General features: G+C 65.5%; 18 protein-coding genes. 4 read left to right on the top strand and 14 right to left on the bottom strand.

Annotated elements, in window-relative coordinates:
* The first annotated feature begins 136 nt into the window (after positions 1–136).
* On the top strand, positions 137–1,459 hold the full coding sequence (locus ACOGXQ_RS00655) for an amidohydrolase family protein (protein WP_419945557.1): 1,323 nt from the start codon (positions 137–139) through the stop codon (positions 1,457–1,459).
* A 2-nt stretch (positions 1,460–1,461) separates the two neighbouring features.
* On the opposite strand, the gene ACOGXQ_RS00650 is transcribed toward ACOGXQ_RS00655, so the two are convergent.
* On the bottom strand, positions 1,462–2,403 hold the full coding sequence (locus ACOGXQ_RS00650) for a hydroxyacid dehydrogenase (RefSeq protein WP_419945556.1): 942 nt from the start codon (positions 2,401–2,403) through the stop codon (positions 1,462–1,464).
* Position 2,404: 1 nt separating this feature from the next.
* The gene (locus tag ACOGXQ_RS00645) at positions 2,405–3,598 is read right to left on the bottom strand and encodes a pyridoxal phosphate-dependent aminotransferase (protein ID WP_419945555.1); all 1,194 of its coding nucleotides are present in this window, start codon (positions 3,596–3,598) and stop codon (positions 2,405–2,407) included.
* A 289-nt stretch (positions 3,599–3,887) separates the two neighbouring features.
* Here ACOGXQ_RS00645 and serC point away from each other — a divergent pair, with 289 nt between their 5' ends.
* Positions 3,888–5,036 carry a phosphoserine transaminase gene (gene serC / locus ACOGXQ_RS00640; protein ID WP_419945554.1) on the top strand — a complete coding sequence of 383 codons (1,149 nt, stop codon included), beginning with the start codon at positions 3,888–3,890 and terminating at the stop codon, positions 5,034–5,036.
* 217 nt (positions 5,037–5,253) lie between these two features.
* Here the strand turns inward: serC and ACOGXQ_RS00635 are convergent, their stop codons facing one another.
* The 5 genes from ACOGXQ_RS00635 to ilvB form a co-directional block, all read right to left on the bottom strand.
* On the bottom strand, positions 5,254–5,847 hold the full coding sequence (locus tag ACOGXQ_RS00635; RefSeq protein WP_419945553.1) for an RDD family protein: 594 nt from the start codon (positions 5,845–5,847) through the stop codon (positions 5,254–5,256).
* A 159-nt stretch (positions 5,848–6,006) separates the two neighbouring features.
* Entirely contained in the window at positions 6,007–6,630 is a 624-nt protein-coding gene (locus ACOGXQ_RS00630; RefSeq protein ID WP_419945552.1) for a YqgE/AlgH family protein, read from the bottom strand.
* 159 nt (positions 6,631–6,789) lie between these two features.
* Positions 6,790–7,827 (bottom strand): ketol-acid reductoisomerase, encoded by a 1,038-nt coding sequence (gene ilvC / locus ACOGXQ_RS00625; RefSeq protein ID WP_419945551.1) that lies wholly within the window; start codon positions 7,825–7,827, stop codon positions 6,790–6,792.
* A gap of 51 nt (positions 7,828–7,878) precedes the next feature.
* A complete protein-coding gene (gene ilvN / locus ACOGXQ_RS00620) occupies positions 7,879–8,448 on the bottom strand; it encodes an acetolactate synthase small subunit (protein WP_419945550.1) in 570 nt (189 codons plus the stop codon).
* Positions 8,445–10,199 (bottom strand): biosynthetic-type acetolactate synthase large subunit, encoded by a 1,755-nt coding sequence (gene ilvB, locus ACOGXQ_RS00615; RefSeq protein WP_419945549.1) that lies wholly within the window; start codon positions 10,197–10,199, stop codon positions 8,445–8,447. The genes ilvN and ilvB overlap by 4 nt, the downstream gene beginning before the upstream one ends.
* A gap of 243 nt (positions 10,200–10,442) precedes the next feature.
* On the opposite strand from ilvB, the gene ACOGXQ_RS00610 reads away from it, so the two are divergent.
* Complete coding sequence (locus ACOGXQ_RS00610; RefSeq protein ID WP_419945548.1) at positions 10,443–11,786, top strand: PQQ-dependent sugar dehydrogenase; 1,344 nt, start codon at positions 10,443–10,445, stop codon at positions 11,784–11,786.
* Between the two features lie 36 nt (positions 11,787–11,822).
* Positions 11,823–13,133: an MATE family efflux transporter gene (locus tag ACOGXQ_RS00605; protein ID WP_419945547.1), complete on the top strand. Its 1,311-nt coding sequence runs from the start codon at positions 11,823–11,825 to the stop codon at positions 13,131–13,133.
* A gap of 9 nt (positions 13,134–13,142) precedes the next feature.
* Here the strand turns inward: ACOGXQ_RS00605 and ACOGXQ_RS00600 are convergent, their stop codons facing one another.
* From ACOGXQ_RS00600 to ACOGXQ_RS00570, 7 genes are all read right to left on the bottom strand, one after another.
* Positions 13,143–14,363 (bottom strand): ATP-binding protein, encoded by a 1,221-nt coding sequence (locus tag ACOGXQ_RS00600; protein WP_419945546.1) that lies wholly within the window; start codon positions 14,361–14,363, stop codon positions 13,143–13,145.
* A 9-nt stretch (positions 14,364–14,372) separates the two neighbouring features.
* A complete protein-coding gene (locus ACOGXQ_RS00595) occupies positions 14,373–17,090 on the bottom strand; it encodes a TrlF family AAA-like ATPase (protein ID WP_419945545.1) in 2,718 nt (905 codons plus the stop codon).
* A 411-nt stretch (positions 17,091–17,501) separates the two neighbouring features.
* A complete protein-coding gene (gene ald / locus ACOGXQ_RS00590; RefSeq protein WP_419945544.1) occupies positions 17,502–18,614 on the bottom strand; it encodes an alanine dehydrogenase in 1,113 nt (370 codons plus the stop codon).
* 138 nt (positions 18,615–18,752) lie between these two features.
* Positions 18,753–18,971: a hypothetical protein gene (locus tag ACOGXQ_RS00585; protein ID WP_419945543.1), complete on the bottom strand. Its 219-nt coding sequence runs from the start codon at positions 18,969–18,971 to the stop codon at positions 18,753–18,755.
* Positions 18,972–19,153: 182 nt separating this feature from the next.
* A complete protein-coding gene (locus ACOGXQ_RS00580; RefSeq protein ID WP_419945542.1) occupies positions 19,154–20,140 on the bottom strand; it encodes an NADPH:quinone oxidoreductase family protein in 987 nt (328 codons plus the stop codon).
* A gap of 339 nt (positions 20,141–20,479) precedes the next feature.
* Complete coding sequence (locus ACOGXQ_RS00575) at positions 20,480–22,963, bottom strand: CaiB/BaiF CoA transferase family protein (RefSeq protein WP_419945541.1); 2,484 nt, start codon at positions 22,961–22,963, stop codon at positions 20,480–20,482.
* Between the two features lie 1,377 nt (positions 22,964–24,340).
* Entirely contained in the window at positions 24,341–25,006 is a 666-nt protein-coding gene (locus tag ACOGXQ_RS00570) for a hypothetical protein (protein ID WP_419945540.1), read from the bottom strand.
* Between the last annotated feature and the right edge of the window lie 112 nt (positions 25,007–25,118).

Genomic DNA, 25,118 nt, shown 5'->3' with positions numbered 1-25,118 from the left:
AACACGTCTGCTCGGGCTGCCGGGTTGCTGCGAACGGATGCGTGCCAGACTCATGGAACACACGCGTCATGGTCCTGGCTGCGCGGCCGCGCCCTTGGCGATTTCTCCCGCATGCCCCTGACTTGGAGTCACTGACATGGCAATCACCATTCCTGAACCTGATGTCAACAATGTGTGGCGACTGGAGACGCCGGGCAATGAGGGCTGGGTGCGCTCGGCGCGGCCGGACGCCGACGACAAGTTCTTCATGTGCTCCGCCGACGGGCATGTGCAGGAGCCGAACACGTTCCTGTACGACCGCATCGATCCCAGGTTCCACCACCGGCTGCCGACGATCGCTGTCACCAAGGCCATGGACGTTCATGGCAAGGGCTCGAAGGGCGACGGCGCCAAGGGTGAAGGCGCCAAGAGTGAAGGCGGCAGCGCGACCGAGGAGCAGTTCTTCCAGAAGGCGGAGGGCTTCCGGCCGGCCAAGCTCAACTGGACCAAGCCGTTCGAGGGCCACGAGAAGCTGCGCAACCAGTCGGGGCGCGATCCTGAGGCTCGGCTGCGCGATCTGGCTCTCGACGGCTGCGACGCTGAGGTTCTGTTCCCGAACAAGGGGCTGTCCATCTGGGCCACGCCCGATGCCGAGTTCAGCCACGCCATGTGCCGCGCCTACAACGAGTGGGCGTGGGAGGAATTCGCCGACCACAACGACCGTCTGGCGCCGATGGCGTGCATCGCACCGGCCGCGCTGGACCTCGCGATCGCCGAGATTCAGCGATGCGCTGCGCTCGGCTTCAAGGGATTGAGCCTGCCGGCCAAGCCAGTGTTCGGACCGCCCGACGTGGATGACCTCAACTACAACCTGCGCGAGATGGAACCCCTGTGGGACTGCATCGACGAGGTCGGTCTGCCGGTCACGTTCCACGTCTCGACCGGGCGCGATCCGCGCACTTCCCGCAGCCAGGGCGGTGCTGTCATCAACTACGCGGTGCACTCGCTGGCGCCCACCATGGAGCCGCTGGTCAATATCTGCGCCTCGGGCGTCGCCGAGCGGCATCCCAAGCTGCAGTTCGGATCGATCGAGGCAGGCATCGGCTGGGTGCCCTGGATGCTGGGCGCCATGGACGAGGCCTACCTCAAGCACCACATGTGGGTGCGGCCCAAGCTGGAGATGCTGCCCAGCGAGTACTTCAAGCGGCAGGGCTTCGCCAGCTTCCAGGAAGATCTTGCGGGCCTGGATCTGGCCCGCGAGCACGGCCTCGTCGACAACTTCCTGTGGGCGAACGACTTCCCGCACCATGAAGGCTCGTGGCCGTACTCGGCGCAGGCCATCGAGCGAACGATGAGCCACCTCACCGACGGCGAGCGGGCAAGGATTCTGGGCCTCAATGCCGCCCGCATCTTCGGCTTCGAGATTCCCGACCGCTACCTGAGGCACCCCGACGCCGCCGCAGTCGCTGCCCAGCACTGACGCTAGGCATTGACGGCGTAGGGGACGGGATCGCCGGCCAGGGCCAGATTGACCTGCTCGGCGATCTGGGTGCCGGCGCGGTCTTGTGCCTCAGTGGTGCTGGCGCCGAGATGCGGGGTGGCCACGACATCGGGGCGGCCGAACAACGGGGAGTCAGTGGCGGGCTCGCTCGCGTAGACATCCACCGCGACACCGCCCAGCCGGCATTCCTCGAGAGCAACCGCGGCGGCCGCCTCGTCGAGAATGCCGCCCCGCGCCGTGTTCACAATGAGGGCATGCGGGCGGCATTTGGCGAGATTCTCCGCGCCGAGCAGGTCGGCCGTCTCGGCTGTCCGTGGCATGTGCAGCGTGATGATGTCTGACATCTCGAGCAGCTCTTCGAACGAGACCATGTCGACCCCAGCCGCGCGGGCCGACTCGGCGCTCACGTAGGGGTCGTAGGCAATGAGCGCCACATCGAACGGCGCAATCCGCTGCGCCACCAGCCGCCCGACACGGCCCAAGCCCAGGATTCCCACCGTCTTACGGCAGATCTCCATGCCGCCCCAGTTGCCGCGCTCCCAGCGCCCCTCCGCCAGCGCCTGATGCGCTTGGGGCACATGGCGGGCGAGCGCCAGCATCAAGGCGACGGTCATTTCCGCGGCCGACACGACGTTGCTGTAGGGCGCATTGCAGACAATCACACCCCGCTCGGAGGCCGCAGCCACATCGACGTTGTCGAGCCCGACGCCGGCTCGCCCGACGACCACCAGCGATTCACCTGCCGCCAGCAGCTCAGCATCGACCTGTGTCGCGGAGCGGACGATCAGCCCATGCGCGCCGACGATGGTTCGACGCAAGTCATCTGCGCTGAGCCTGTTGCGAATGTCGATGTCGTGACCCGCAGCGCGCAGCAAGTCCAAGCCGGCATCCGCAAGCGGCTCGGCGACCACGACTCGAGCCATGTCACGCCACCAAGTCAGCTACGCGGCTGATGCCTTCGGAGAGATCGTCGAGACCCATGGCGAACGAGAACCGGGCATAGCCAGGGGCGCCGAACGCCTCGCCGGGCACGAATGCCACCTTGGCCTGCTCGAGCACGGCTGCTGCCAGCTCCAGCGTCGTGTTCGCCTCGGCATCGCCGTAGCGGCGTCCCAGCAGCCCTTCCATATTGGGGAACGCGTAGAACGCACCCTCAGGTTCCGGGCACTCGACGCCGTCGATCGAGTTGAGCATCTCGCTGATGCGCCGACGGCGAACGTCGAACGCCGCCCGCATCATGGCCACTGCGTCGAGATCGCCTGAGACCGCTGCAAGAGCCGCCGCTTGGGCAACGTTGCAGACGTTGGAGGTGGCGTGGCTCTGCAGGTTCGTCGCCGCGGCGATGACATCGGGCGGTCCGGCCATCCACCCGACCCGCCAGCCGGTCATGGCGTAGGTCTTGGCGACGCCATTGAGCACGACACAGCGATCAGCGATCTCTGGCACGAGCACCGGCAGCGAGTGATGCTCGGCGTCGCCGTAGGTGAGGTGCTCGTAGATCTCGTCGGTGATCACCCACAGGCCGTGCTCGAATGCCCACTGGCCGATGGCCACGATCTCGTCGCGCGGGTACACGGCACCGGTCGGGTTGGACGGCGACACGAACAGCAGTGCTTTCGTCCGGTCGGTGCGTGCCGCCTCGAGCTGGTCCAGGCTCACCCGGAACCCGCTCTCGATGCCGGCGAACACCTCGACCGGCACGCCGCCGAACACCCGGATCGCCTCGGGATAGGTCGTCCAGTAGGGCGCGGGCAGCAGCACCTCGTCACCGGGATCGATGAGCGCGGCCATGGTGTTGTAGACAGCCTGCTTGCCGCCGTTCGTGACCAGGAATTGGCCGGCATCCCAGTCGAGGCCGCTGTCTCGCTTGGTCTTGGCGGCCAGCGCGGTCTTCAGCGCAGGCAGACCGCCGGCGGGCGAATAACGGTGGTTCGCCGCGTCTCGGCAAGCGGCCGCTGCGGCGTCCACGATGTGCTCGGGTGTCGGGAAATCGGGTTCGCCGGCGCCGAAGCCGATCACGTTCTCGCCCGCCGCCCGCAGCGCCTTGGCCTTGGCGTCCACCGCGAGGGTGGCCGACGGGGCGATGCCCGCCAGTGCCGCCGATACTCGATTGCTCATTGAGCGTCTCCCGTCTGCTCGACCTGCTGCTGCGAGCGCCCGACAGTCTCGCCGCCAAGTCGTGTTGCGCCACCCCGCACGACGAGTCGGACCCGGCTTGAGGACTCGCGTGGGTAGCGGAACCTGCTTCTGTTCGCACCAGATACTTCCCGCTCTTGTTCCCGATTCTCATTGGAGACGGACTCACGGGCCGCTCGGGTCACGGCTTCGCCTGCCGGCTCAGCCTCTTGGCGAATTGTCAGCGAAATGTGGTTGTCCGCGACCGGCCCGGGCGCAATAGTGGCAGCCGATGTCTGCGTCTCCCTCATCGATTTCCATACCCGCCGAGCTGCGACCCGCCGATGGGCGGTTCGGCTCGGGTCCGTCCAAGGTCCGCCCCGAGGCCGTGAAGGCGCTCGCGGCTCGGGCACACGACTACATGGGCACTTCGCATCGCCGCACCGGAGTCCGCTCGGTCGTGGGCCGTTTGCGAGCGGCAATGGCAGAGCTCTTCGGCCTGGACGAGGGCTGGGAGGTGGTGCTGGGCAACGGCGGCAGCACGGGCTTCTGGGACGCTGCCGCCTTCTCGATGATCGAACGCCGAGCACAGCACCTGGCCTTCGGCGAGTTCTCCGAGAAATTCTCAGCCGTCACCGCTGCCGCGCCCCATCTGGAAGATCCGGCGGTTATCGCGTCGCCCTATGGCAGCCATCCGGTGCCCGAGTCCGCAGATCCCGCTGAGATCGACGTGTACGCGCTGACCCACAACGAGACGTCCACTGGGGTAGCCATGCATCTGAACCAACCCCAGCTCGATGGAGCACGAAGCGGCACGACGCCGGCGCTCGTCATGGTTGACGCAACGTCGGCCGCGGGCGCCATGACATGGGATCCGGCTGACGTCGACTGCTACTACTTCGCTCCGCAGAAGGCCTTCGCCGCCGACGGCGGGCTTTTCATCGCACTGTGCTCACCGACAGCAGCCGACCGCATCGAGCGGATCGACAGCGAGGGCCGCTACAAGCCCGCCACGCTGGATCTGGCGATCGCGGTGCGCAACTCCCGCCAGGACCAGACCTACAACACGCCCGCCTTGGCGACGATCCTGCTGACGCTGGAGACCGCCGAGTGGATGCTCGACGGCGGCGGCCTCGCTTGGGCCGCATCGCGTTCGGCGGCCTCCAGCGGCGCCGTCTATGGCTGGGCGGCAGCCCGCGACTTCGCCTCGCCATTCGTCACAGTCAGCGCGATGCGCTCCCCCGTGGTGTGCACGATCGACTTCGAAGGCGTGAGCGCCGATGACATCGCCGCGGCGCTCCGGGCCAACGACATCGTCGACACCGAGGGCTACCGCAGGCTGGGCCGCAACCAGCTGCGCATAGCGGCATTCCCCGCCATAGAACCCTCAGACGCCGAAGCCCTCACCGCCTGCATCGACTACATCGTCGAGCGGCTCTAACAGGCTGCTGAAATATGCAGGTCTGGCCGGAAGCGCAAGCCCCTGACCTGCGGGTTTGCAACTGGGCACCGCCCGAAAACCGACTTTTTCGGCATCCTGCTAAAGCCGCTGCGAGTTCGGCCCAACCAGTACGGCGCCCATCGCCGTGTGACAACGGATCGCGGTACTCGCTCAACAAACAGCGTCCCTGCTCCCTCAGGTCGTCAGTGGGCTCGCCTCAGGTTCTGATGACGAGGGTGCCGGCGGCCTTGTCGTGCCAGCCTTGACGCACTCGGTCCCACAAGAGGCTGAGGTAGCAGATCAGCGACAACAGCCAGCCGATGAACGGAATCAACGCCAACAGACCAGGTATCACCCAACGGCCGATCGACTTGCCCCAACCCGGCTCGCCACCGTGTACCGCGTTGACCACCTTGACACTGGTAGCGCGCTTGCCGAGAGTCTGACCCCACAACGCAATTTGCACGACTTCATACAGCAAACCGACCGCGGCGGCAGCAAGTGCTGATGCGAAGAACCCAGCGAAGAACCCAGCGACTGCTGTCCCATCACTGTCGCCAGAGGTTCCACTGGTGCCTACAAGATCGCCACTGGTGCCTACAAGACCGAGAGTGCCTACAAGACCGAGAGCAAACACGGCGAACATAACGACGATGATCGCGATGGCATCGAGGATGCGAGCGCCGAAGCGTGCACCGGGTGAAGCCAGCTCGACGACATCGCCGTTGCCCAGTTCGGCCCAGCCGGTGACCGCCGAGGATGCCCCGTGACCCTCGCCGTCAGACGCCGCTGACTCCTCTGAGTCGCTCATGAGGGTGCTCCATTCGTGAGTGCTGTGAGACTGCTTAGCAGCGCAAATGCCAAACGTAGCAGTGACCTTCCTGCCAGTTCGTCGGCGACGCCGCGACGCCGCGCGCTGGCAGTCAACGCCAGAAGCGATGTATCAGGCACATGGTCCGAGTTTGGCCATTCAGTTGTGTGACGGATCGTCGGGATAGTTCGCGAGCAGGCAGGCTGGAGCGGGCTGGCGCGCCAGCACGTCGTACCAAAGCGTGGTCGCGTCAGCGGTCAGGTCACCTGCCGAAGCGTCGAACACCCACCAGCACCCAGCCTCCAGCTCGCCCCGCAGTTGGCCGGGACCCCATCCCGCGTGGCCGCCGTAGATGCGCACGGCGACCACCTCAGCGTCGAGCTCTGACGGATCCGCCGTGAGGTTCACGAGACCCACTCCCCTGCTGACCGATCGCCACACGCCCTCAGTCTCTGACGACTCGCCTCCAGCGCTGGAAGCCGAGTGTTCTTGCGCAGATGGCGCGGCGAGGGTCGTTCCCAAGGCCAGCAGCCCCTGCGGCTCGACCGGTCCACCCAACCCGACCGCCGCCCCCTCAGAGAATCGAGGCGCCCAACGCGGGACCGCTGCAGCGCACGAGATCCCCGAGTCGCGATTGATGACGACGCCGAGCGTGCCCGCCTCCTGATGCTCGATCACGAACACCACGGTGCGGTCGAAGTTCGGGTCCACCAAGCGCGGCGTCGCCACTAGCAGGTCGCCCGCTCGGGGCACCCGCACCGGCGTTACGACGACTTCGACCACGCCTCGATTCTGCCACCGCCTCGCGGCGGGTCAGAGACTGTGCCGCTAGGCACAGTCGTGGCCCGAGCGGCCCGTGAGCCCGTATTGAATCGAAACTGGGAACAAGAGCGGGAAACAGCAACTGCGACTACGAGAAGGCGCACGTGTCCGCGTTTCGGGTCAGGAAACGGCGCCGCCTGAGGCTGCGGTCACGTCCTGGCGGCCTGCGGTGATCCACGGCATCATCGCCCGCAGCTGCGCGCCGACCTGCTCGATCGGGTGCTGGCGGCCTTCTTCGGCCATGCGGCGATAGTTCGGCAGACCGTTGCGGTTCTCGTCGATCCACTCGCGGGCGAAGCTGCCGTCCTGGATCTCGGCCAGGATGCGCCTCATCTCCGCACGGGTCTCGTCGGTGATGATGCGCGATCCCCGGGTCATGTCGCCGTACTCGGCGGTCGTCGAGATCGAGTAGCGCATGCCCGAGATGCCCGCCTCGTAGATGAAGTCGACGATCAGCTTCACCTCGTGCAGCGTCTCGAAATAGGCGGACTCGGGCTGGTAGCCGGCCTCGACCAACGTCTCGTACCCGGCGCGGATGAGCTCGGTCAGCCCCCCGCAGAGCACCACTTGCTCGCCGAACAGGTCGGTCTCGGTTTCCTCTGCGAACGTCGTGGTGAGCACACCCCCGCGGGTGCCGCCAATGCCCTTCGCATAGGCGAGCGCGTCTGTCAGCGCGTGCCCGGTGGCATCGTGGTGAATAGCCACGAGCGCAGGGACCCCACCGCCCTCCACATAGGTGCGTCGCACGTTGTGCCCGGGGCCCTTCGGAGCGATCATCCATACATCGACCTCATCGGGCGGGCTGATCTGTCCGAAATGGATGTTGAAGCCGTGCGAGAAGGCGATGGCGTTGCCCGGCTGCAGGTTCGGCGCAATCGAGGAGTCGTAGATGGCTGCCTGGTCGGTGTCGGGCAATGCCATCATGATGATGTCGGCGTCGGCAGCCGCCGTTGCCATGCCGGCGACGCGCAGGCCTTCGGCCTCCGCCTTCGGGCGCGACGACGAGCTTTCGCGCAGCCCCACCACGACATCCACGCCGCTGTCCCGCAGGTTCAGGGCATGAGCGTGGCCTTGGGACCCGTAGCCCATGACGGCCACGGTGCGGCCTGCGAACTGGCCGAGATCCGCGTCTTCTTCGTAGTAGATGGTGGCGGGCATGGTTGTCGCTCCTTGAGGATTCTGAGTTGGCGGGACGGGAGTCTGCCAGTCTCAGGTGGTCATGCCGACGGCGGGCTCATCGGCATCGAGCGCCCGCAATGCGATGCGGCCGGTGCGCTGCAGCACATGCAGGCCGAACGGGCGCAGCTGGCGTTCGCACCGGTCCAGCCGGTCCGGATGCGCGCTCACGCTCACAATGGCTTCGCCGTCGGCGTGATCGAGCACTTCCCCGCCGTACTCGGAGATCACCTCGATGACGGCTTCGAGGTCGACGGCGCCGACGCGGGCCAGCATCAGCTCCCGCTCGAGCGAATCGGACGGGTGCAGCTCGCTGATGTTGATGACGTTGACGAGCTTGTCGAGCTGCTTCGCGATCTGGTTGACGTCGGTGTTGTGGACGTCCACCACGATGGTGATGCGGCTGTAGTCGGGATCGGCGGTCGGGGCCACCGCCAGCGAGAAGATGTTGAAGCCGCGCCGGCTGAACAGCCCGGCGATCCGTGCCAGCACGCCGAACTTGTTCTCCACGATGGCAGCGAAGATGTGCAGGTCGGGTTCCTGCGGCAGGCTGACCACCGCGGTTTCCTCAGGGGACAGGTTTGGGCCCTGCGCGCCGCTCACGACGGCGCCGAACCCTTCAAAGCCGCATCAGCGTCGCCCTCAGGACCGAGAATGATGTCGTCGTTGGATCCGCCCGCCGGCACCATCGGGTACACCTTTTCCTCGGTGTCGACACGGAAGTCGACCACCACCGGGCGGTCATTGACGGCGTTCGCCTTGGTGATGGCAGGAACCACTTCTTCCGCTGACTCCACCCGGATGCCGACGCATCCCATAGCCTCGGCCCAGCCCACGTAGTCGGGATGGTCGGCGCTGAGGTATACCTCGCTGTAGCGCTCCGCGTAGAAGAGCTCCTGCCACTGGCGCACCATGCCCAAGTAGGCGTTGTTGAGGATGCCGACCTTCACCGGGATGTTCTCGGCGCTGGCAGAGATCAGCTCCTGTGCGGTCATCTGGAAACAGCCGTCCCCGTCGATCGCCCACACGGTTCGATCCGGACGGCCAACCTTGGCCCCGATGGCCGCAGGTACCGCGAATCCCATCGTGCCCAGACCGCCCGAGTTAACCCAGGTGTAGGGGTGATCGAACTGCCAGAACTGGCTCGCCCACATCTGGTGCTGTCCCACGCCCGCCACGACGATCGTGTCGTCGGGAGTGTGATCACGCAGCTGCTCCACCACGTACTGCGGCTTGAGCGGGTAGCCGCCTGACGGCTGGTCGTAGCTCAGGGGGTATTGCTCCTGCCAGCCCGAGACTGTCGACTTCCACGCGGATCGATCCGCCATCGCATCGGTGGCGGCGCTGCCGTCAGTGGGGCGCAGCGCTTCGATCAGTGCCTCGGTCGCCACCTTGGCGTCGCCGGCGATGGCCACGTCGGGCACCCGCACCTTGCCGTGCTCGGCGGGGTCGATGTCGACGTGAATGACCTTGGCGCCCGGGGCGAAGTGCGCGGGGTTGCCCGTGACCCGATCATCGAAGCGGGCACCGAGGTTGACGAGCAGGTCGGCTTGCTGCATCGCGGTCACCGCGGTGTAGTTGCCGTGCATGCCGGGCATGCCGAGGCACAGCCGGTGACGGTCCGGGAACACGCCACGCGCCATCAGGGTCGTCGCCACGTGGATCTCGCACATTTCGGCGAACTCCAGCAGCGCTTCGGCCGCTCGGGCCTTCAGCAGTCCCCCGCCGGCGTAGATGACGGGACGCTCCGCCGTGCGGACGAGCTGGGCAGCTTCGGCGATTGCGGCCGGATCGACCTCACGGCGTGGCTGGTAGCCCGGCAGATCGACGGCATCGGGCCAGTACCAGTCCATCGTCGCGTTGCTGACGTCCTTGGGCAGGTCGATCAGCACCGGCCCCGGTCGCCCCGTCGTGGCGATGTGGAAGGCCTCGGCCACGATGCGCGGGATGTCGGCCGGGTCGGTCACGAGGTAGTTGTGCTTGGTGACCGCCATGGTGATGCCCGTGGTGTCGCACTCCTGGAAGGCATCAGAACCGATGGCCGACATGGCCACCTGACCGGTCACGACCACCATGGGGATCGAGTCCATGAAGGCATCGCACAGCGGCGTCACGATGTTGGTCGCGGCCGGGCCGCTGGTGACCATCGCCACACCGGGCTTGCCGGTGACATGGGCGTAGCCCTGAGCCATGTGGCCCGCGCCCTGCTCGTGGCGCACCAGGACATGACGGATCGGCGAGTCCAGGACAGGGTCGTACACCGGGAGGATCGCTCCGCCGGGCAGGCCGAACATCACCTCGACCCCGCTCATCTCGAGACTTCGCATCAACGCCTGAGCGCCGGTGAGCTCCATCGGTTCTCTCCCGAAAAGACTGTTTCCCTAAAACAAAAGAGCCTCCCGAGCGGGAGGCAGGGCGAGCGCGTCGAGACGGACTCGCCTAGGCGAGTACCTCCACAGCCGCGAGGCGCCTCGCAGGCTCGGCCGCGAACGCAGTGCGCACCGACTCATTCTGTCGTGCCTGGCAGGCAGCCACAACCTCGTTCGACGGCCGCCGTATCAGGTCGTGGCACCGCTGCGCATGCGTACATTGACCGGGTGCCCCGCAGACCGCTGTTCAGCATCGTGGTTTGCGCAGTAGCGCTCGGCGTCGGGGCGACGGCGGCTGGATGCTCCGGCACCGGCATCGACGACAGCACTAGCCCGGCGATCGGCAACCCCTCGAGCAGCACCGTGATCGCGGTGACCGCACCCTCAACGACGCTGCCGCTCACGCAGACCCCCGAATATGTGGCATCCAACACGCCGTGCCCGGCAGGCCTGCGCGAGCTCGGCGCCGTCGAGCTGCGAGCCGCTGCACCCGGGCACAGCGTGGGCCTCTCACCTTTCTTGCAGCTTCCCGATGCCACCGTGATGGTGTTCGACCCCGTCGGGTCAGGCCCCCGGAGGGACGGCGGCTTCGTGGGCGACCGTCGAGGCCGCATCTGGCGATTCGAGGTCAACGGCACTGGAGCCGCCGAACTGGGCGCTGAGCCGGTCGCGGACTTCTCGTCGAACACCGCCGCCGAGCACGACCAGGGTCTCGTAGGCATGACGTTCGGGCCGAACGGAAGGCTGTGGATCAATCGCACCGATCGGCACGGGGACAGCGTGCTGACGGTGCTGACGCCCACCGCTGACGGATCTGCGTTGCTCGGCGGGTTCACCGACGTGCTGGCGGTGTCCCAGACCAACGCGCAGCACAACGGCGGCGCCCTGCTGTTCGGACCCGATGGGCTGCTGTATGTGTCCTTTGGAGACGGCGGTGGCCTCGGCGACCCGCATCACCACGGCCAGAACCTCGCCACGCCGCTCGGTGCGATCCTGCGATTCGCCGTAGTCGACGGCGGCAGTTCCGACACCGGCGACTGGCGGCTCGTGCCCGCCCTGGGCAATCCCGACCTCGACGCCGGCAGCGACCCCCGCATCTGGGCATACGGCGCTCGCAACCCGTTCCAGATGACCCTCGACGACGAGACCGCCACGCTGTGGGTCGCCGACGTCGGTCAGCAGTGCATGGAAGAGGTCACCGTGCTCGGTCTCGACGAGGGCGGGGCCAATCTCGGCTGGAACTCCTACGAGGGCAGCCGCCGCTTCGTGGGAGACGAACTGGACGACCACCGGGTGCCGGACTTCGAGTACCGGCACGGGCGAGGCCTCTGCGCGGTCATCGGCGGGCACGTCTACCGCGGCAGCGAGCTGTCCTGGCTGGCGGGACGTTACGTCTTCGCTGATCTCTGCGGCGGTGACGTCTATGCGGTCTCGGTGCAGCCCGGCACACAGCCGGACGAGGTGTGGAGCCTCGGCATCAGCACGCAGCGGCCCGTCGGATTCGCCGAGGACCACCAGGGCGAGCTGTACGTGATCGACATCGAAACCGGCGTGCGGCGCCTCACCGGATGATGCGGGGTCTCTCTTGATCGCGACCGTGGCGTAGCCGTGTTCCGACGCACGATCTACGACCGGGAGATCCTGCTGCTGGCTGTGCCCGCGTTCGGGGCGCTGATCGCCGAGCCTCTCTACGTCTTGACCGACCGAGCGATTGTCGGAAGGCTCGGCACACCCGAGCTCGCCGGCCTCGCCATCGCCTCGGCCATCTTGCTGAGCGCGCATGCGATACTGATCTTCCTGGCCTACGGCACGACTGGGCTCGTGGGCCGTCTGGTGGGGGCCGGCTCGACGAGGCGAGCAGCCGAGCAGGGCATTGCGGGCGTGTGGCTGTCCGTCGGGTTGGGCATCGTGGTCAGCCTGGCCATGTGGGTCGGGTCGGACTGGCTCGTGAGCCTGTTCGATCCCGAGCCCGAGGTGGCCGAGCTGGCGCTCACGTACCTGCGGATCAGCCTCGGGGGCTTCACCGCGCTGCTCATGGGGATGGCAGCCACCGGCTATCTGCGGGGGGCGCAGGACACGGTCACTCCGCTGGTCATCGTGGTGGTCTCCGCGGCGGCGAACGTGGGAATCGAACTGCTGCTGGTGTTCGAGCTCGACATGGGCATCGCCGGCGCGGCGTGGTCGACCGTCATCGCGCAATGGGGAGCGGCAATCGCCTTTGCCGTCGCCGTCGCTCGTCGGGCTCGGGCGGCAGGAGCGACGCTGCGACTCGTCACAGCTGCTGCGCGCCGCTACGCGCGTGTCGGCGCCCAGATGTTCGTGCGCACGGCGTCGCTGCGGGTCTCGTTCGTGCTCACCACAGTCTTCGCCTCGCACATCGGCACCACCGAGGTGGCGTCCCACGAGATCGGCCTGCAGGTCTGGTCATTCTTCTCGCTCGCCCTCGATGCGGTGGCGATCGCCGGTCAGGCCATGGTGGCCAAGGAACTCGGCGCCAGCAGGCCTGAGGTGGCACGTGCCGCCAGCGTCAGGATGATCGGCATGAGCATCCAGCTCAGCGTCGTATTCGGCGCAGCAGTGGTGGTGCTGCGAGCACCGATCGCCGCAATCTTCAGCGCTGATCCTGACGTGGTGTCCCTCGCCGGGTTCTTGCTGCTGTTCGTGGCTTTCTCACAGCCGGTCAATGCCGCAGCGTTCGCCTTCGACGGCATCTTCATCGGTGCCGGCGACCTGGGCTTTCTGGCATGGGCGATGGCCGGTGCCGCTGTGGGCTTCTCCGTAGTCGGGGGCGCCGTGCGCTTGGCGGATCTGGGCATCGGCTGGGTATGGTCTGCGCTCGTGCTGTTCATGTGCTTTCGCGTAGCACCGCAGTGGGTGCGATTCCGCGGCGACGCCTGGCTGCGCACCGGCGAGAACTGATCTGCCCGGCTACTTCCAGAGACGCACCGTGAATCTGTGCTCTTCTTCGATCAGATCCGGCTCGGAGCCGTTGTGCGATGCCATAACTGGCACGACCTTGTTGCGTATCCCCATACCGCGGGCATCGACGTAGCGGTAGTCGCGCATGAAGTTCACAAGAACTTGATTGCGTGCGTAGCGCGCTCCCGCTCGCATACCACCGACGGTCACCGTATTCGGTAACCGGCCAGGGCTTTGGACTTCGAGGCGATCGGAGAAGATGCTCAACATGATGTCGGTGCCCAAGATGCTGTAGTCGCGGTGAACCACGGCATTGACGAGAACCTCACGAAGCGCCGGCTCCGGGTAGTCCCATCGTTGCACGCTTCGAGCGTCTTGCAGTGCAGCCGAGACCCCGATATTCCGGCGCACAAAATCCCAGGCACGATCGACAACGCCCGTCTCTAGAAGCGCTCCGTCGTCACTCTGCAGGGGGACCAGCGGACCCGTGATCTTCTCGTCTGCCCGCACTGCATAGTCCGGCACCGATCCGTCGTAGCAAACAGCTCGAATTCCGGATTGAGGAAGGAAGCGGCCGACCCGGCGTCCAAAGAGCAGCATGCCGTCCACCGTCGCGAGAGTTTGCCCATGTGATCTGGTGGCCAACTCAAGGTTGCAAAGCAATTGGGTCCACGATTCTGAGCCGGGCAACGGATAGTTGCCATCAGACAGGACACGGTTGAAGTAGTCCAGCAGTCGCCGTGTGTCGAGATCGTCTAGCAAGGTCCCCGGCACCGGCTTCAGGCCGTACCGCAGGCCGCCGGACTGCTGGTACAACCGCTGTTCTTCCTCCCGCGTCGCGTCGCGCGTCGTCGTGCCGACACGAACCTTGGTAACCCAGTGCGAGCCTTGTTTGGCCTTGTACGGCTTATCGGGCGCGTTGGCTGGCACCGTCACAATGCCCACCGCGACGCCATCATCGGACTCAACCATCTCCCAGGTTGGAATGATCGAGGGCTGGAGGTGATCACTGGCGACTTGCATCACCCACTCTTCTGCCTTGGCGGTCGCCCTAGTCAGTCCTGAGATCGATCTGTCATCCTCTATCCCAAGTAGCACATGTCCACCGTCGAGATTCAGGAGTCCCGCAAGTCTCGAAGCCAAACGCCCCGGCGGGATGTCATCCCGCTTGAATTCGACACGCGAGTTCTCGCCGCCGGCAATCAGCTGCAGCAAGTCGGTCCGATTCATAAATCACATTCAGAATCCGTACTTGCGGCGACGCCGCTCGAAGGCGTCCTTGCCTCCCTCAAGGACCTCCTCAACCAGCGTTCGAACCGGTGACGAGTCAATGGATCCCATATGACCAGGGTCGATAAACGCGTGACCGACGTCCTCCACCTCATCGGCCTCGCCGGTCGCATCGAGGCCCAGAATGAGCTCTGCGTCGCCGAGTACCGGGATGTTCGCATTGTGAGTGGAGAAGACGAATTGGCGACGTCTCTTGCTCTCGCGCATTTTCTCGACGATCACCTCGCTGATGAAGCGGTTGTCGAGGTCATCCTCGGGCTGGTCGATGATCAGCGGAGCATCCGAATCCAGCAGTAGCAACAACAGAACTGCGGTTGCCTTTTGTCCCTTTGACAGTTGGTCTAGTGATTGCCAGACCTCGTCGCGCTGGTCGCCGGACGTGTTCAGAAACAGATCGGTCGTCGGAGGCAGCTGGAGTTCCTCAATCTTCATGAAGGTGCTCTCACCGGCGCCGGCCAAGTTCTCGGCTTGTGTCCTCGTGAGGCCATAGTGTTTGACTAACTCGACGGCGCCGCTTCGGCAGCGTGAAACGAAGTCAGGCAATGACAACTGGTCCATCGACTCAAGTTGCCTGATCGCCTCCGTCAGTCGACCACCGACCTCATCGCGGAGCAAGTCCGCCAGAGGATCTCGATCGCCCGCAGCCGTGACCTCCACCTTGACGTAGCCGCGCAGCCATTTGTTGACCCTCTTCGCAGCACGAGTCAGATCGCGGAACTGGCTGGCCTTCACGCCTTCCCACTCGTCAAGCAGGTTGCGCCGACGCTGACGCGCTTCAGCGTGCAGTTTCGATAGCACCGCCTGACGATCCTCGAGCGGCTGCAGGCTTTCGATGCTGGACCGCAAGCGAATGAACTCTTCGCCGTCAATCGCCGACTTCTGCAGATCACGCAAAATCGTCTGATACTCCGCATCGATCACGGACTTGTGATCCATCCAACTTGACGAGATCGCTGCGATGCGCTCATCTGCTGTCGCAAGCGCTCTCTCGATTCGGCGGGTCGCACCCTCCAGAGCGGTGCTCAGTTCTTGCAACACCTCGTTGGCCCTGTCGAGAATCGATCCCCCGGGCAGATCAGTCAACGCTCGCTCTGAGAGGAAGGCGCGGTCCAACGGAAGCTCCTGACGCAGTGTCTCCGCTGAATCGCGCAGCGGCTGCAGACGCTCTGGTATCGACTCAACTATCTGTGACTCTCGAACCAGCAGGCTCTGGTCGCGGAGGCGCTCTTCGAGACCGGCCTCTTGAAAGCGCTCCAGCGTTTCTTGGAGCTGAGGGAGCGCCGAGAGGCGTTCCTCGATTTCTTCGATCTCAGCTTGCGTGTCCAGCAGGGACTTCCGAGAGGATTGAAGCTCGCGCAGAATGCCCGTCTTGCGTGCGTCAGTGTCGAGATCGCCGCGTACGAAGCGGTGAAGAAGACGCGTCAACTTGGGACGGCTCCGGGTGAGCTCGGAAATCTCGTGCTGTCCATAGACCTCGGCACGGGGCAAGACGTCCGCGGGAAGCAGATTCGATACCTCCCCGAACTCATTCCGCACGATGGCGGGATTAGGCACTGTGCGCTCGATGCGGTAGCTGCGCTCGGCAGGGTGTAGCGAGCGCACCACGAGCGTCACCTTGGTACCGCTCCGGAGCACGTGGCGCACAATGTCTCGATGCGCATGGCGCGCCTCGTCGCCCACCGGCTCCAGATCCAACACGTAGCGGATGCTCTCGATCACGGTGGACTTACCGGTGCCTCGTCCTCCGATGAGGACGTTGAGATTCGGGTTGAAATGGATGGCGCCTCCATCTAGAAACCCGCCTCCCTCCCAGGTGATGGCCACTAGCTCCGAATGCTCATCTGGCTGCTCATCCGTGTTGAGACGAATCCGCGAGTCCGGGTCAAGAAAAGCCTGACGCAGACCCTCGACTCCTGGCTGGCCAGAAAACTTGATCAGAGTCGTAGCGCCAGGGTCGTCCAGATCCTCGATCCGAGCGACATCCTTAGCGTTGACCACGGCGATCACTTGTTGTTTGCCTGCCAGGTAGGAGCGCTGGTACTCCGCCACTTGGTTACGAACGATCGCGCGTGGCCCTTCTTGGAGCTCGTCGATAGAAGATGGAATCTGAATTGCGAGCAGATGTTCGTTTCTCCACGCCAATGCTCGGGCGTTCTTTTGGAGCGCCTGGAATAGTCCCTTAGAACCGATGGCATGCGCCGCGACTGCGACGCCACCCTGACTAGGCACCGTGGCGAGGATCGCTGCAAAGTCCTTGCTGCAAGGTTGACTCGACGGTTCCGTTTCGCGTATGCCGAACTCGCCCAGGAAGCGCTCAAGTTGGGCGGCGTCCGTGTCAGCGCCATAGATGCACAGGACGTGGATGCCGTCTGTCGACTCGATCTCGAATCCTGGGAGCACCGTCAGATCGGATCCGATGGCAGCTGCTTGAAATGCTTCGACATCCCGAACACTGTTGTGATCCGTGATTGCAAGTGCGCCGATCTCTAGCTCGAGGGCTCTCGCGATCAGCTTCGACGCGTAGCTCGCAGAGTCCCCATCGCTAGGAGCGCTGCGGTAGCTCGCTCCATAGTGGTGCGGGTTCACCTGAAGGGCACAGCGAATGAACTCCGCACCGCTCGGCAGTTGGCCGGCGACCGCAATCACGTCGGTAGCGATATCGGTCATTTGTGTCCTCAAGGTCACCGAGACTCCGCTGACGAAGGCTGGCGCGAGGATACGACCGCCGTGGGCAACCCGACGGATCACTACTCGCGAGCTGCGTGAACTCCTGCGGTCAAGGCTCGCACATGCGCCGTCAACCAGCTCAAGGGACTGCTGGTGAGTGCCCCTGAGCAGATCGCGGCCCCGCTGCGGGGTCTTCGCGCGGGCCTCCTTGGTCGCCGCATGCGCGCTGCTGAGGCCTGATGGGAGCCACGGCGAGGCGCTCGCAGCGACGCCACACCTCGCTTGGCATGCTGACACCCGTCGAGTTCGAGACCCGGCACCGACACAAACCGGCAGCATGAACCCAGTAATACGCCTACGCGAAACTCAAGGACCCCCACAGGCCTGCGCAAAACCCAGGGCGAATCACTGCTAGAAGCCGAGGGCGGTGAGGGGGTCGGTGTAGGGGAGGTCGAGGGCGGCGGCGACGTGGGACTCGGTGACGCGGCCCTTGTAGACGTTGAGGCCAGCCCGCAAGTGGGGGTCAGTGCGCAGGGCGTCGAGGCCGTTCTCGGCGATCGCCAGCACTCGGGGCAGGGTGGCGTCGCTGAGGGCTCGGGTTGAGGTCAACGGCACGGCGCCTGGCATGTTCGCCACGCAGTAGTGGACAACATCGTCGGCCACGAAGGTCGGCTCGGCGTGCGTGGTCGGCCTGGATGTCTCGAAGCACCCGCCTTGGTCGATGGCGACATCGACGACGACAGAGCCGGGGCGCATCTGGGCGATCAGCTCGGCGGTCACCATCTTCGGCGCCCTCGCACCGGTCACCAGCACGGCGCCGATCACCAGGTCGGCACCCACCACTTCGGTCTCGACAGAGGCGCGTGTCGAGGTGACCGTCACCACCGAGGCGCCGAAGCGCTGCTCTAGATGGTCCAGCACCGTCGGATCGATGTCCAGCACTCGTACATCGGCGCCCATGCCGATCGCTATCTCGGCAGCGTTCTCGCCGACGACTCCCCCGCCGATGATCACCACGCGAGCCGGCGGCACCCCGGGCACCCCGCCGATCAGCAAGCCGATGCCACCGTGCGCCGTCTCCAGCGCCCAGGCGCCGGCCTGCACGGCGAGGCGGCCCGCAACCCGCGACATCGGTGCCAGCAGCGGCAAACCGCCACGCGAGTCGGTGACGGTCTCGTAGGCGACGCATGCCGCTCCCGATTCCACGAGATCGGTCGTCTGGTCGGGGTCGGGGGCGAGGTGCAGGTAGGCGAAGAGGATCTGGCCCTCGCTGAGCATCTTGCGTTCGGGTGACTGCGGCTCCTTCACCTTGACGATCAGCTCAGACTTCTCCCACACCTCGTCGCAGGTGCCGATGCGAGCGCCGGCCATCTCGAAGGTGGCATCGGGTACTCGAATGCCAGCACCCGCTCCTGTCTCGACGACGACATCGTGCTCGTGCAGCACCAATTCACGAACAGCGTGGGGCGTCAGCCCGACACGCTGCTCGCCCGCCTTGGTTTCGCGCGGCAAGCCGATCAGCATACGGCCACCTCCTACCCAGGTGCCCAACTACCCAATGTGCCCCAGAAATCGGTGCCCCAGCCGGGGCCTGGATGCACCGGCAAAGTCTACGATCCTCCCGATGAGCCCCGGTGACACGCCGAGCGGGATCGGTGGCGGTCAGTTGTACACCGTGAATGCCTGACGCCTGTCGCGTCCGAATCGATAGATCCAGAAGCCGGTGTCCAAAGCGATGGCCTCGTGCACGCCGACGCGCAGCATGATCGCCCAGCTCGTCCGGTCGACGATGGAGAAGCCTTGGTCGGCAAACTCCTCGCCGATCCGTGCGGCGCTCTCGAGATCGGCGACGATGATGGGTTCGATGCGCGCGAACCCCATGCGAATGTTGTCAATCAAACGATCTGCGACTGCGATGCCGAGGCGTCGAGCGGCCAGAAACCGTCAATGCTGCGGCAATCGGCCGGGGTCACCACGCAGACGCGGGACCGCGAATCGGTCGGCTGCACCGTGGCCCGCGGCTGAGCGGACACCATCAAGCACAGCTGCCCGCGGCTGAGCGCCTACAGATCGGGGCGGAGCAGGACGCGGCCGGTGGTACGACGCTCGTGCAGGTCACGCAGCCCGTCGATCAGACCTTCGAGCGGCAGCTCCTGGCTGACGAGCGGGTCGAGCGTGCCGTCGGCCACTCGCGGCCAGATCTCGGCGTAGCACTCAGCGAGCACCTCGTCCTTGCGCCCGCGGTAGCCGCCCATGTGCACGCCGACCACTGAATAGTTCTTGACCAGCACGTGGTTGGCCGGTGCCTGCGGGATCGTGCCGCTGGCAAATCCGACCACCAGCAGCCGGCCTTCCCACGCCACCAGTCGCCGGGCCACATCGAAGTACTTGCCGCCGACCGGGTCGTAGATGATGTCGCAGCCCCGGCCCCCGGTGGCGTCCATCACTGACTGGTAGAGGTCGTCGTTGTCGTAGTCGATGACGATGTCGGCGCCGAGCTGGCGGCAGGTCTCCACCTTGGCGGGCCCGCCAGCCGCGGCCAGCACCGTGCATCCCGCTGCCTTGGCCATCTGCACGGCGGCAGAACCGACGCCGCCGGCGGCGGCGAGCACCAGCACCGTCTCTCCGGCCTGCATCTGCCCGCGCCGGTACAGCGAGAACCATGCCGTGCTGTAGATCACATTCGCCGCGCAGGCAGCCGGGAGCGACACATCGTCGGGCACATGGCGTGCCGTGCGGCTCCGGATGAGCGCTTCGCTGGCGTAGCCGCCCCAGCCACCCGCGCCTGAGCCGATCACGCGGTCGCCGATTTTCAGGTCGCAATCGGGACCCACGGCAACCACCGTGCCCGACGCACCCATGCCGGGCGTGAAGGGAGGATCCCACCGCTCCTGGTAGGTGCCCTGGCAGTGCAGGATGTCCGCGAAGTTGAGGTCGGTGGCCTCCACCGTGATCCGTGCCTGGCCCGGACCTGGCTCGGGAGAGTCGTACTCGCCCAGCTCCAGCACGTCCCACGGGTAGCCCAACTCGTTCAATCGCCACGCTCTCATAGGTGCTCCCTGACTCGATCGCCTGCGCACTCGGTCCGGCTCACTGAACCCCGCCGAGACGGCAGCACCGTAGCAACGACCGGTCACCGCATTCCGGGACGCCGTCACGGCCCGGTGCGTACGCTCATGCGGAGGCTGAGCCGGCAGGCGAAGCCGTGGCCCGAGCGGCCCGTGAGCCCGTTTCCGATTGAGGTTGGGTACAAGAGCGGGGAGCGACAGGCGACGCGACGAGGACGCATCCAGCAAGTCACAATGCTAGAACACGCAGACTACGAGAAAGTCACCGGCACCAAGGTCGGCAAGTTCGAGAGCTGAGCACCCTGCCGACCCGGCGGGCGGCTATTCCAGCACTCCTGCCACGGCCAGCTCAGCGATCTGATCCGCGTCGTAGCCGAGCAGCCGTTCCAGCACCTCGAAGGTGTGCTCGCCGTAGGTCGGCCCGCCGTGGTGAATACCATCGGAGCTGCGTGACATGGCGAATCGAGCGCCTTCCACCCACATGGTGCCGTTCGTGGCGTGGGTGACATTGCGGAAATGGTTGCGATGCACGAGCTGACCGTCGGTCGGCATGGTCACCGAGGTCGGGATCGCGTGAGCGGGTATGCCCCCGCGCTGCAAGAGGGCGTCGGCTTCGCTGCCCTCCCGGCTCGAAGTCCACGCCGAGATCGCTTCGTCGATCTCGCCGGCTCGTTCGCGCCGCTCATCGGGCCCCAGCTCGCCGAATCCACCCAACGACTCCCCGACAATCCAGCACAGCGCTTTCCACTGGTCGTCGTTCTCGCAGGCGATGGCGATCCAGCGGTTCTCGCCCGCACTCGGGTACACGCCGTGGGGAGACATCTGCGGGTGCGCGTTGCCCAGCTTGGGGGGCATCTGACCGTTGACCGTGTAGTCGAGCACCGCTGGCGCCAGGAACGACATGGACGCCTCGGCTTGGGAGAGGTCGATGTACTGACCCTCGCCGGTGCGGTCGCGATGGTCCAGCGCGGCCAGAATCGCCGTGCTCAAGAACCGCGGCGACACGTAGTCGGTGTACGCGCCGAAGACGCCTGCGGGATCACGATCAGGCCAGCCGGTCATCTCATAGAAGCCCGACATGGACGCGCCCATCGTGCCGAAGCCGGCGAGCGACGACAGCGGCCCGGACTGCCCGAAGAGGCAGCTCGACGCCATGATGATGTCGGGATTGACCTCGCACAGGTCCTCATAGGACAGGCCCCAGTCGCGCATCGCCCTCGGCGAGAATGACTCGCAGACCACATCTGCCCAGCGCACCAGGTCGAGCACCAGGTCCCGGCACGCCGGCTGGTCCATCTTCGCCATGTCGATGGTGATGCCGAGCTTTCCTGCATTCATGTTCTGGTAGAGGCCGCCATTGTCGGCGCCGCCCTCGTCATTGAGGAAGGGCTGGATAGTGCGAGCCGCCTCGACCTTGTGCGACGACTCGACCCGCACGACGGTGGCGCCCCAGTCGGCCAGCACTCTGGTGGCCGCCGGCCCGGCCATCACCCACATGAAGTCGAGGATCTTGACGTCGGCAAGCGGCTGGGTGGGGTCGCGATGGCCGGCGGGCACCGCTGCGTTCAGGCGTGCCGACACGTCATCGGAAGCCACCGCCGGCGTACGCGGCGTCCCGGCTGCGTCGGCCAGCACCGCATCGGTGTGCTCGCCCAACGTCGGCGGCGGCCCTGCCACTTCGACCGGTGTGCGGCTCATGTTCGCGAACGGCCCGGGGAACCGCACCGCCTGCTGGTCGCCGACGTCAATGTCGCGCCAGAAGCCGCGCTCTGTGTAGTGCGGCGCCTCCACTACGTCCTGCACCGTCGTGATGGGCACCATCAGCAGCCGGTGCTCGAGTGCTGCGGTCAGCAGCTCGGCCTTGGTGCGGGTGGCCGTGAAGTCGGCGGCGACCTGCTGGATGCGGTCGTACTCGCCGAATCCGATGCGGCCCGTCATCACGCCTTCGACGAAGTTGATCCAGTCGATTTCGAGGTCGGCGTCGGAGCAGCCGCCTTGGGCGTGCATCCATTCGAACAGCCGCTGGCCGAATGGGCCGATGGACTCGCCGAACAGGATCGTGGCGGACACATACCCGTCTGCCGCCGGGGAGCGCAGACGCACCGTGAACGGGCCCAGCTTGGCGCCGCCGCTGAATCGTCCGGCCTCGGGCGAGTTGTACAGGTGGCACAGCGACATCGACTGCAGGGCTTGGCCGGCCGCCTGCTGGGCGCTCACGTCCACGTGCTGGCCCCGACCAGAGCGGCTGCGCTCGCGCAAGGCGATCATGGTGGCGGCAGCCGCTTCGGCGGAAGCGTGCAGGTAGCACTGGTCGAGCGGGATGCGCAACGGCGGCCGGTCGTCGTCGCCGATGATGTTGGACAGCATCGAAGCCGCCGACACCACGATGTCCGTCGCGGCCCACTGCGCTTTGGGGCCGCTCTGGCCGAACGGCGTGATCGACGTGTAGACGAGCGCCGGGTTGACGGCGGCCAGATCGTCGGCGCCCAGACCCTTGGCGGCCATGACGCCGGGCTTGTCGGACTCGATGACCACGTCGGCGCCTGCTGCAAGCTCTGCCAGCCGGTCACGGCCCTCATCGGTGTCGAGGTCCAGCACGATGCTGCGCTTGCCCCGGTTGTACGACCAGAACCACAGCGACGCCTCGGGGTCGCCGTCGCGGCCGGCCACGAAGGGTCCCACGGCGCGCGCCGCCGACCCGCCCGGCGGTTCCACCAAGACCACGTCGGCACCCAAGTCAGCCAGCATCGCCCCGGCCAATTGGCCCCGATGATCCGACAGGTCCAAGACACGAAGGTTGAGCACGGCAGTCTCCTTTGGTCAGCGTCCCTTGCGGGAACGCTACGGCATCGATGTTGCGCGCCGAAACTACTGCGCCGCCGCGGACCCCTTGATCAACGACCCAGCACGGCTTGGGCCTCGGCAACACGCAGCGAGACCGGCGCGGGAATTGGCGTCACACATGAGGCACCCGCCTGCGCGGCCATCCGCCCCACGACGCGAGCAAACACGCCAGAGCCGCAGCAAGGACGAATAGTCCAAGTGATGGAAGGCTGAGGATACCGACGAGTGACAGTGGAATGACGGCCGCCCGGAGATAATGCCGTCGTCGCTGGGTACGAATCATTGCAGCCACGAGCAGCAATAGCACGGTCAAGGCGGCAGTAGTCAGCAATGCCGTTAGTGTATTCATGTGATGATTCCGACGATCATAAGAACCGATGCCTCGATTTCCGTTAGTCCGTTGCGACTATCGACGCAGTCGAATGCGCTGGTTCGTGTCAGCGCCCCAGTAGCCGGTAACTCGGTGGAAGCTGAGGAGTATCGTGCAGCCACCCCACTTCTGATGGTCCCACTCGTAACGTATGCTTCCGTTTGATAAACCCTGCACGTAGTTGACGTTGTAGCGATTCCAAGTGTCCACAGACGCGCAGAACGTTCCGTTACCATCACCTGCCGACAATGATTTCGTTTGCGTCTTGGTTGGTTCTGATACTATGTTTCGAGCGCGCGCTTGGTCTAGGGTCAATATCGCGTTTTCGAGTTCCATCTGGCAGCTTTGGGAGTTGTGTGCAACTTCGCGGCTGATCTTGACTTCCATGGGTCCTATCTCACCGGGCGATTGCGTCTCCACTCCGCGATATGTACAACCAGATGTTCCGTCACGGCTGACAATGTGCTCACCTTGGATGATGACGTTAGGGTCCGCCATCAGTCAAGTCGCGTGATTCTCCCCCATGCGCAGGTCTCTGACCTGCGGAAATGCGTGAGCGGATCACGTGACTTAAGACGCGGCGGACCCTTAGATGAGTCAGGCAGTGATTGGGCGAAACGATGCCTGACCCAATTGCCGTCGCGCACAACCAACACACGCTCATTGTTCGCGAGCACCTCGGACCCACTCGATGCAGAAGCGGGCGCGCTCCCAGACCAACTGTGTTGATGCTAGAAGGATGCTGACTGTCAGCACATTTCTTCTGTAACTCATAGCGTTGATTCTCTTGTGCACTCCGTTCGCACCTCGCGCAGAATACAGGCAGTAGCGGTTCCTCATGCCGTGCGGCGCATCTGGCGGTGATCGCACAAGTGGACAAATCGGCAGTAGTGCGGTTCATCCCAAACGTCTGATGAAGAATGCCCAACGAGGCGCAGCGAGAAGCGGCCAGGTTGCCTCGTACCTGATCAACGCCCGAGCACGGCCTGTGCCTCGGCGACGCGCAGCGAGACCGGCGTGGGGACGACCACCGGGCCGGCAACGCCCGATGCGCCCGTGTTCGATGTCCACCGGATCGTCCAGACCGTCTGCACGGTGGCACTGAAGCGTCCGAACGGTCGCGACATCGACGTTCGCTGGAACGTGTGACTGCACAGCGAGCGGGTCCCCGGCCACAGCCAGGGCACGCCCGGGCCGGGGCAGGACACCAAGGGCGTCCCGTCACCCGGCACCAGTTGCAGCGTCACCGGCGTCGCCACGAGCATCACTACCACCTTGCCGACAGGAATGATGCGCACGATGGGCCGCCAGCTCGCGGCCGTGACCCAGAACCAAGTGTCGACCCCTACCAGGGTGCGGACCCGGCGGGCAGGAGGCGCAAAGAACGGTACGGGCGGCGGAAGCGACAGCACCGACAGCATTCCGTTGGCCGCAGTACCCACGCTGCCCGTCTGGAAGGCGATACTCGGGCTGGTCGCCCCGAGCCGGGCGCCCGCAGCGACGAGATCGGTGAGCTGCCGCTGTGCGGGCCGGCTGGTGCTCAATCCGCCTGCCGCGATGGGGGATGCAGCAGCTGCCGGCAGCGATGCCGTGCCGATAGTCGCGACAATCAGTGCAGTGACGATCAATTTCATGATATTTCGCATCGCGGGACCGTTGTGCACGGGCGCACACGGCGCAAGCGGTTTTCTTGCGGCAGCTCAACCGGGCGGCGGGCGAGGGCGGCGAACTAGGTTGCCTGCCGAG

The sequence above is a fragment of the Candidatus Poriferisodalis sp. genome (assembly GCF_965208485.1).
Taxonomy (GTDB): domain Bacteria; phylum Actinomycetota; class Acidimicrobiia; order Acidimicrobiales; family Poriferisodalaceae; genus Poriferisodalis.
Note: the sequence above shows the minus strand (reverse complement) of the source record. Positions and strands in the feature narration are given on the sequence as shown.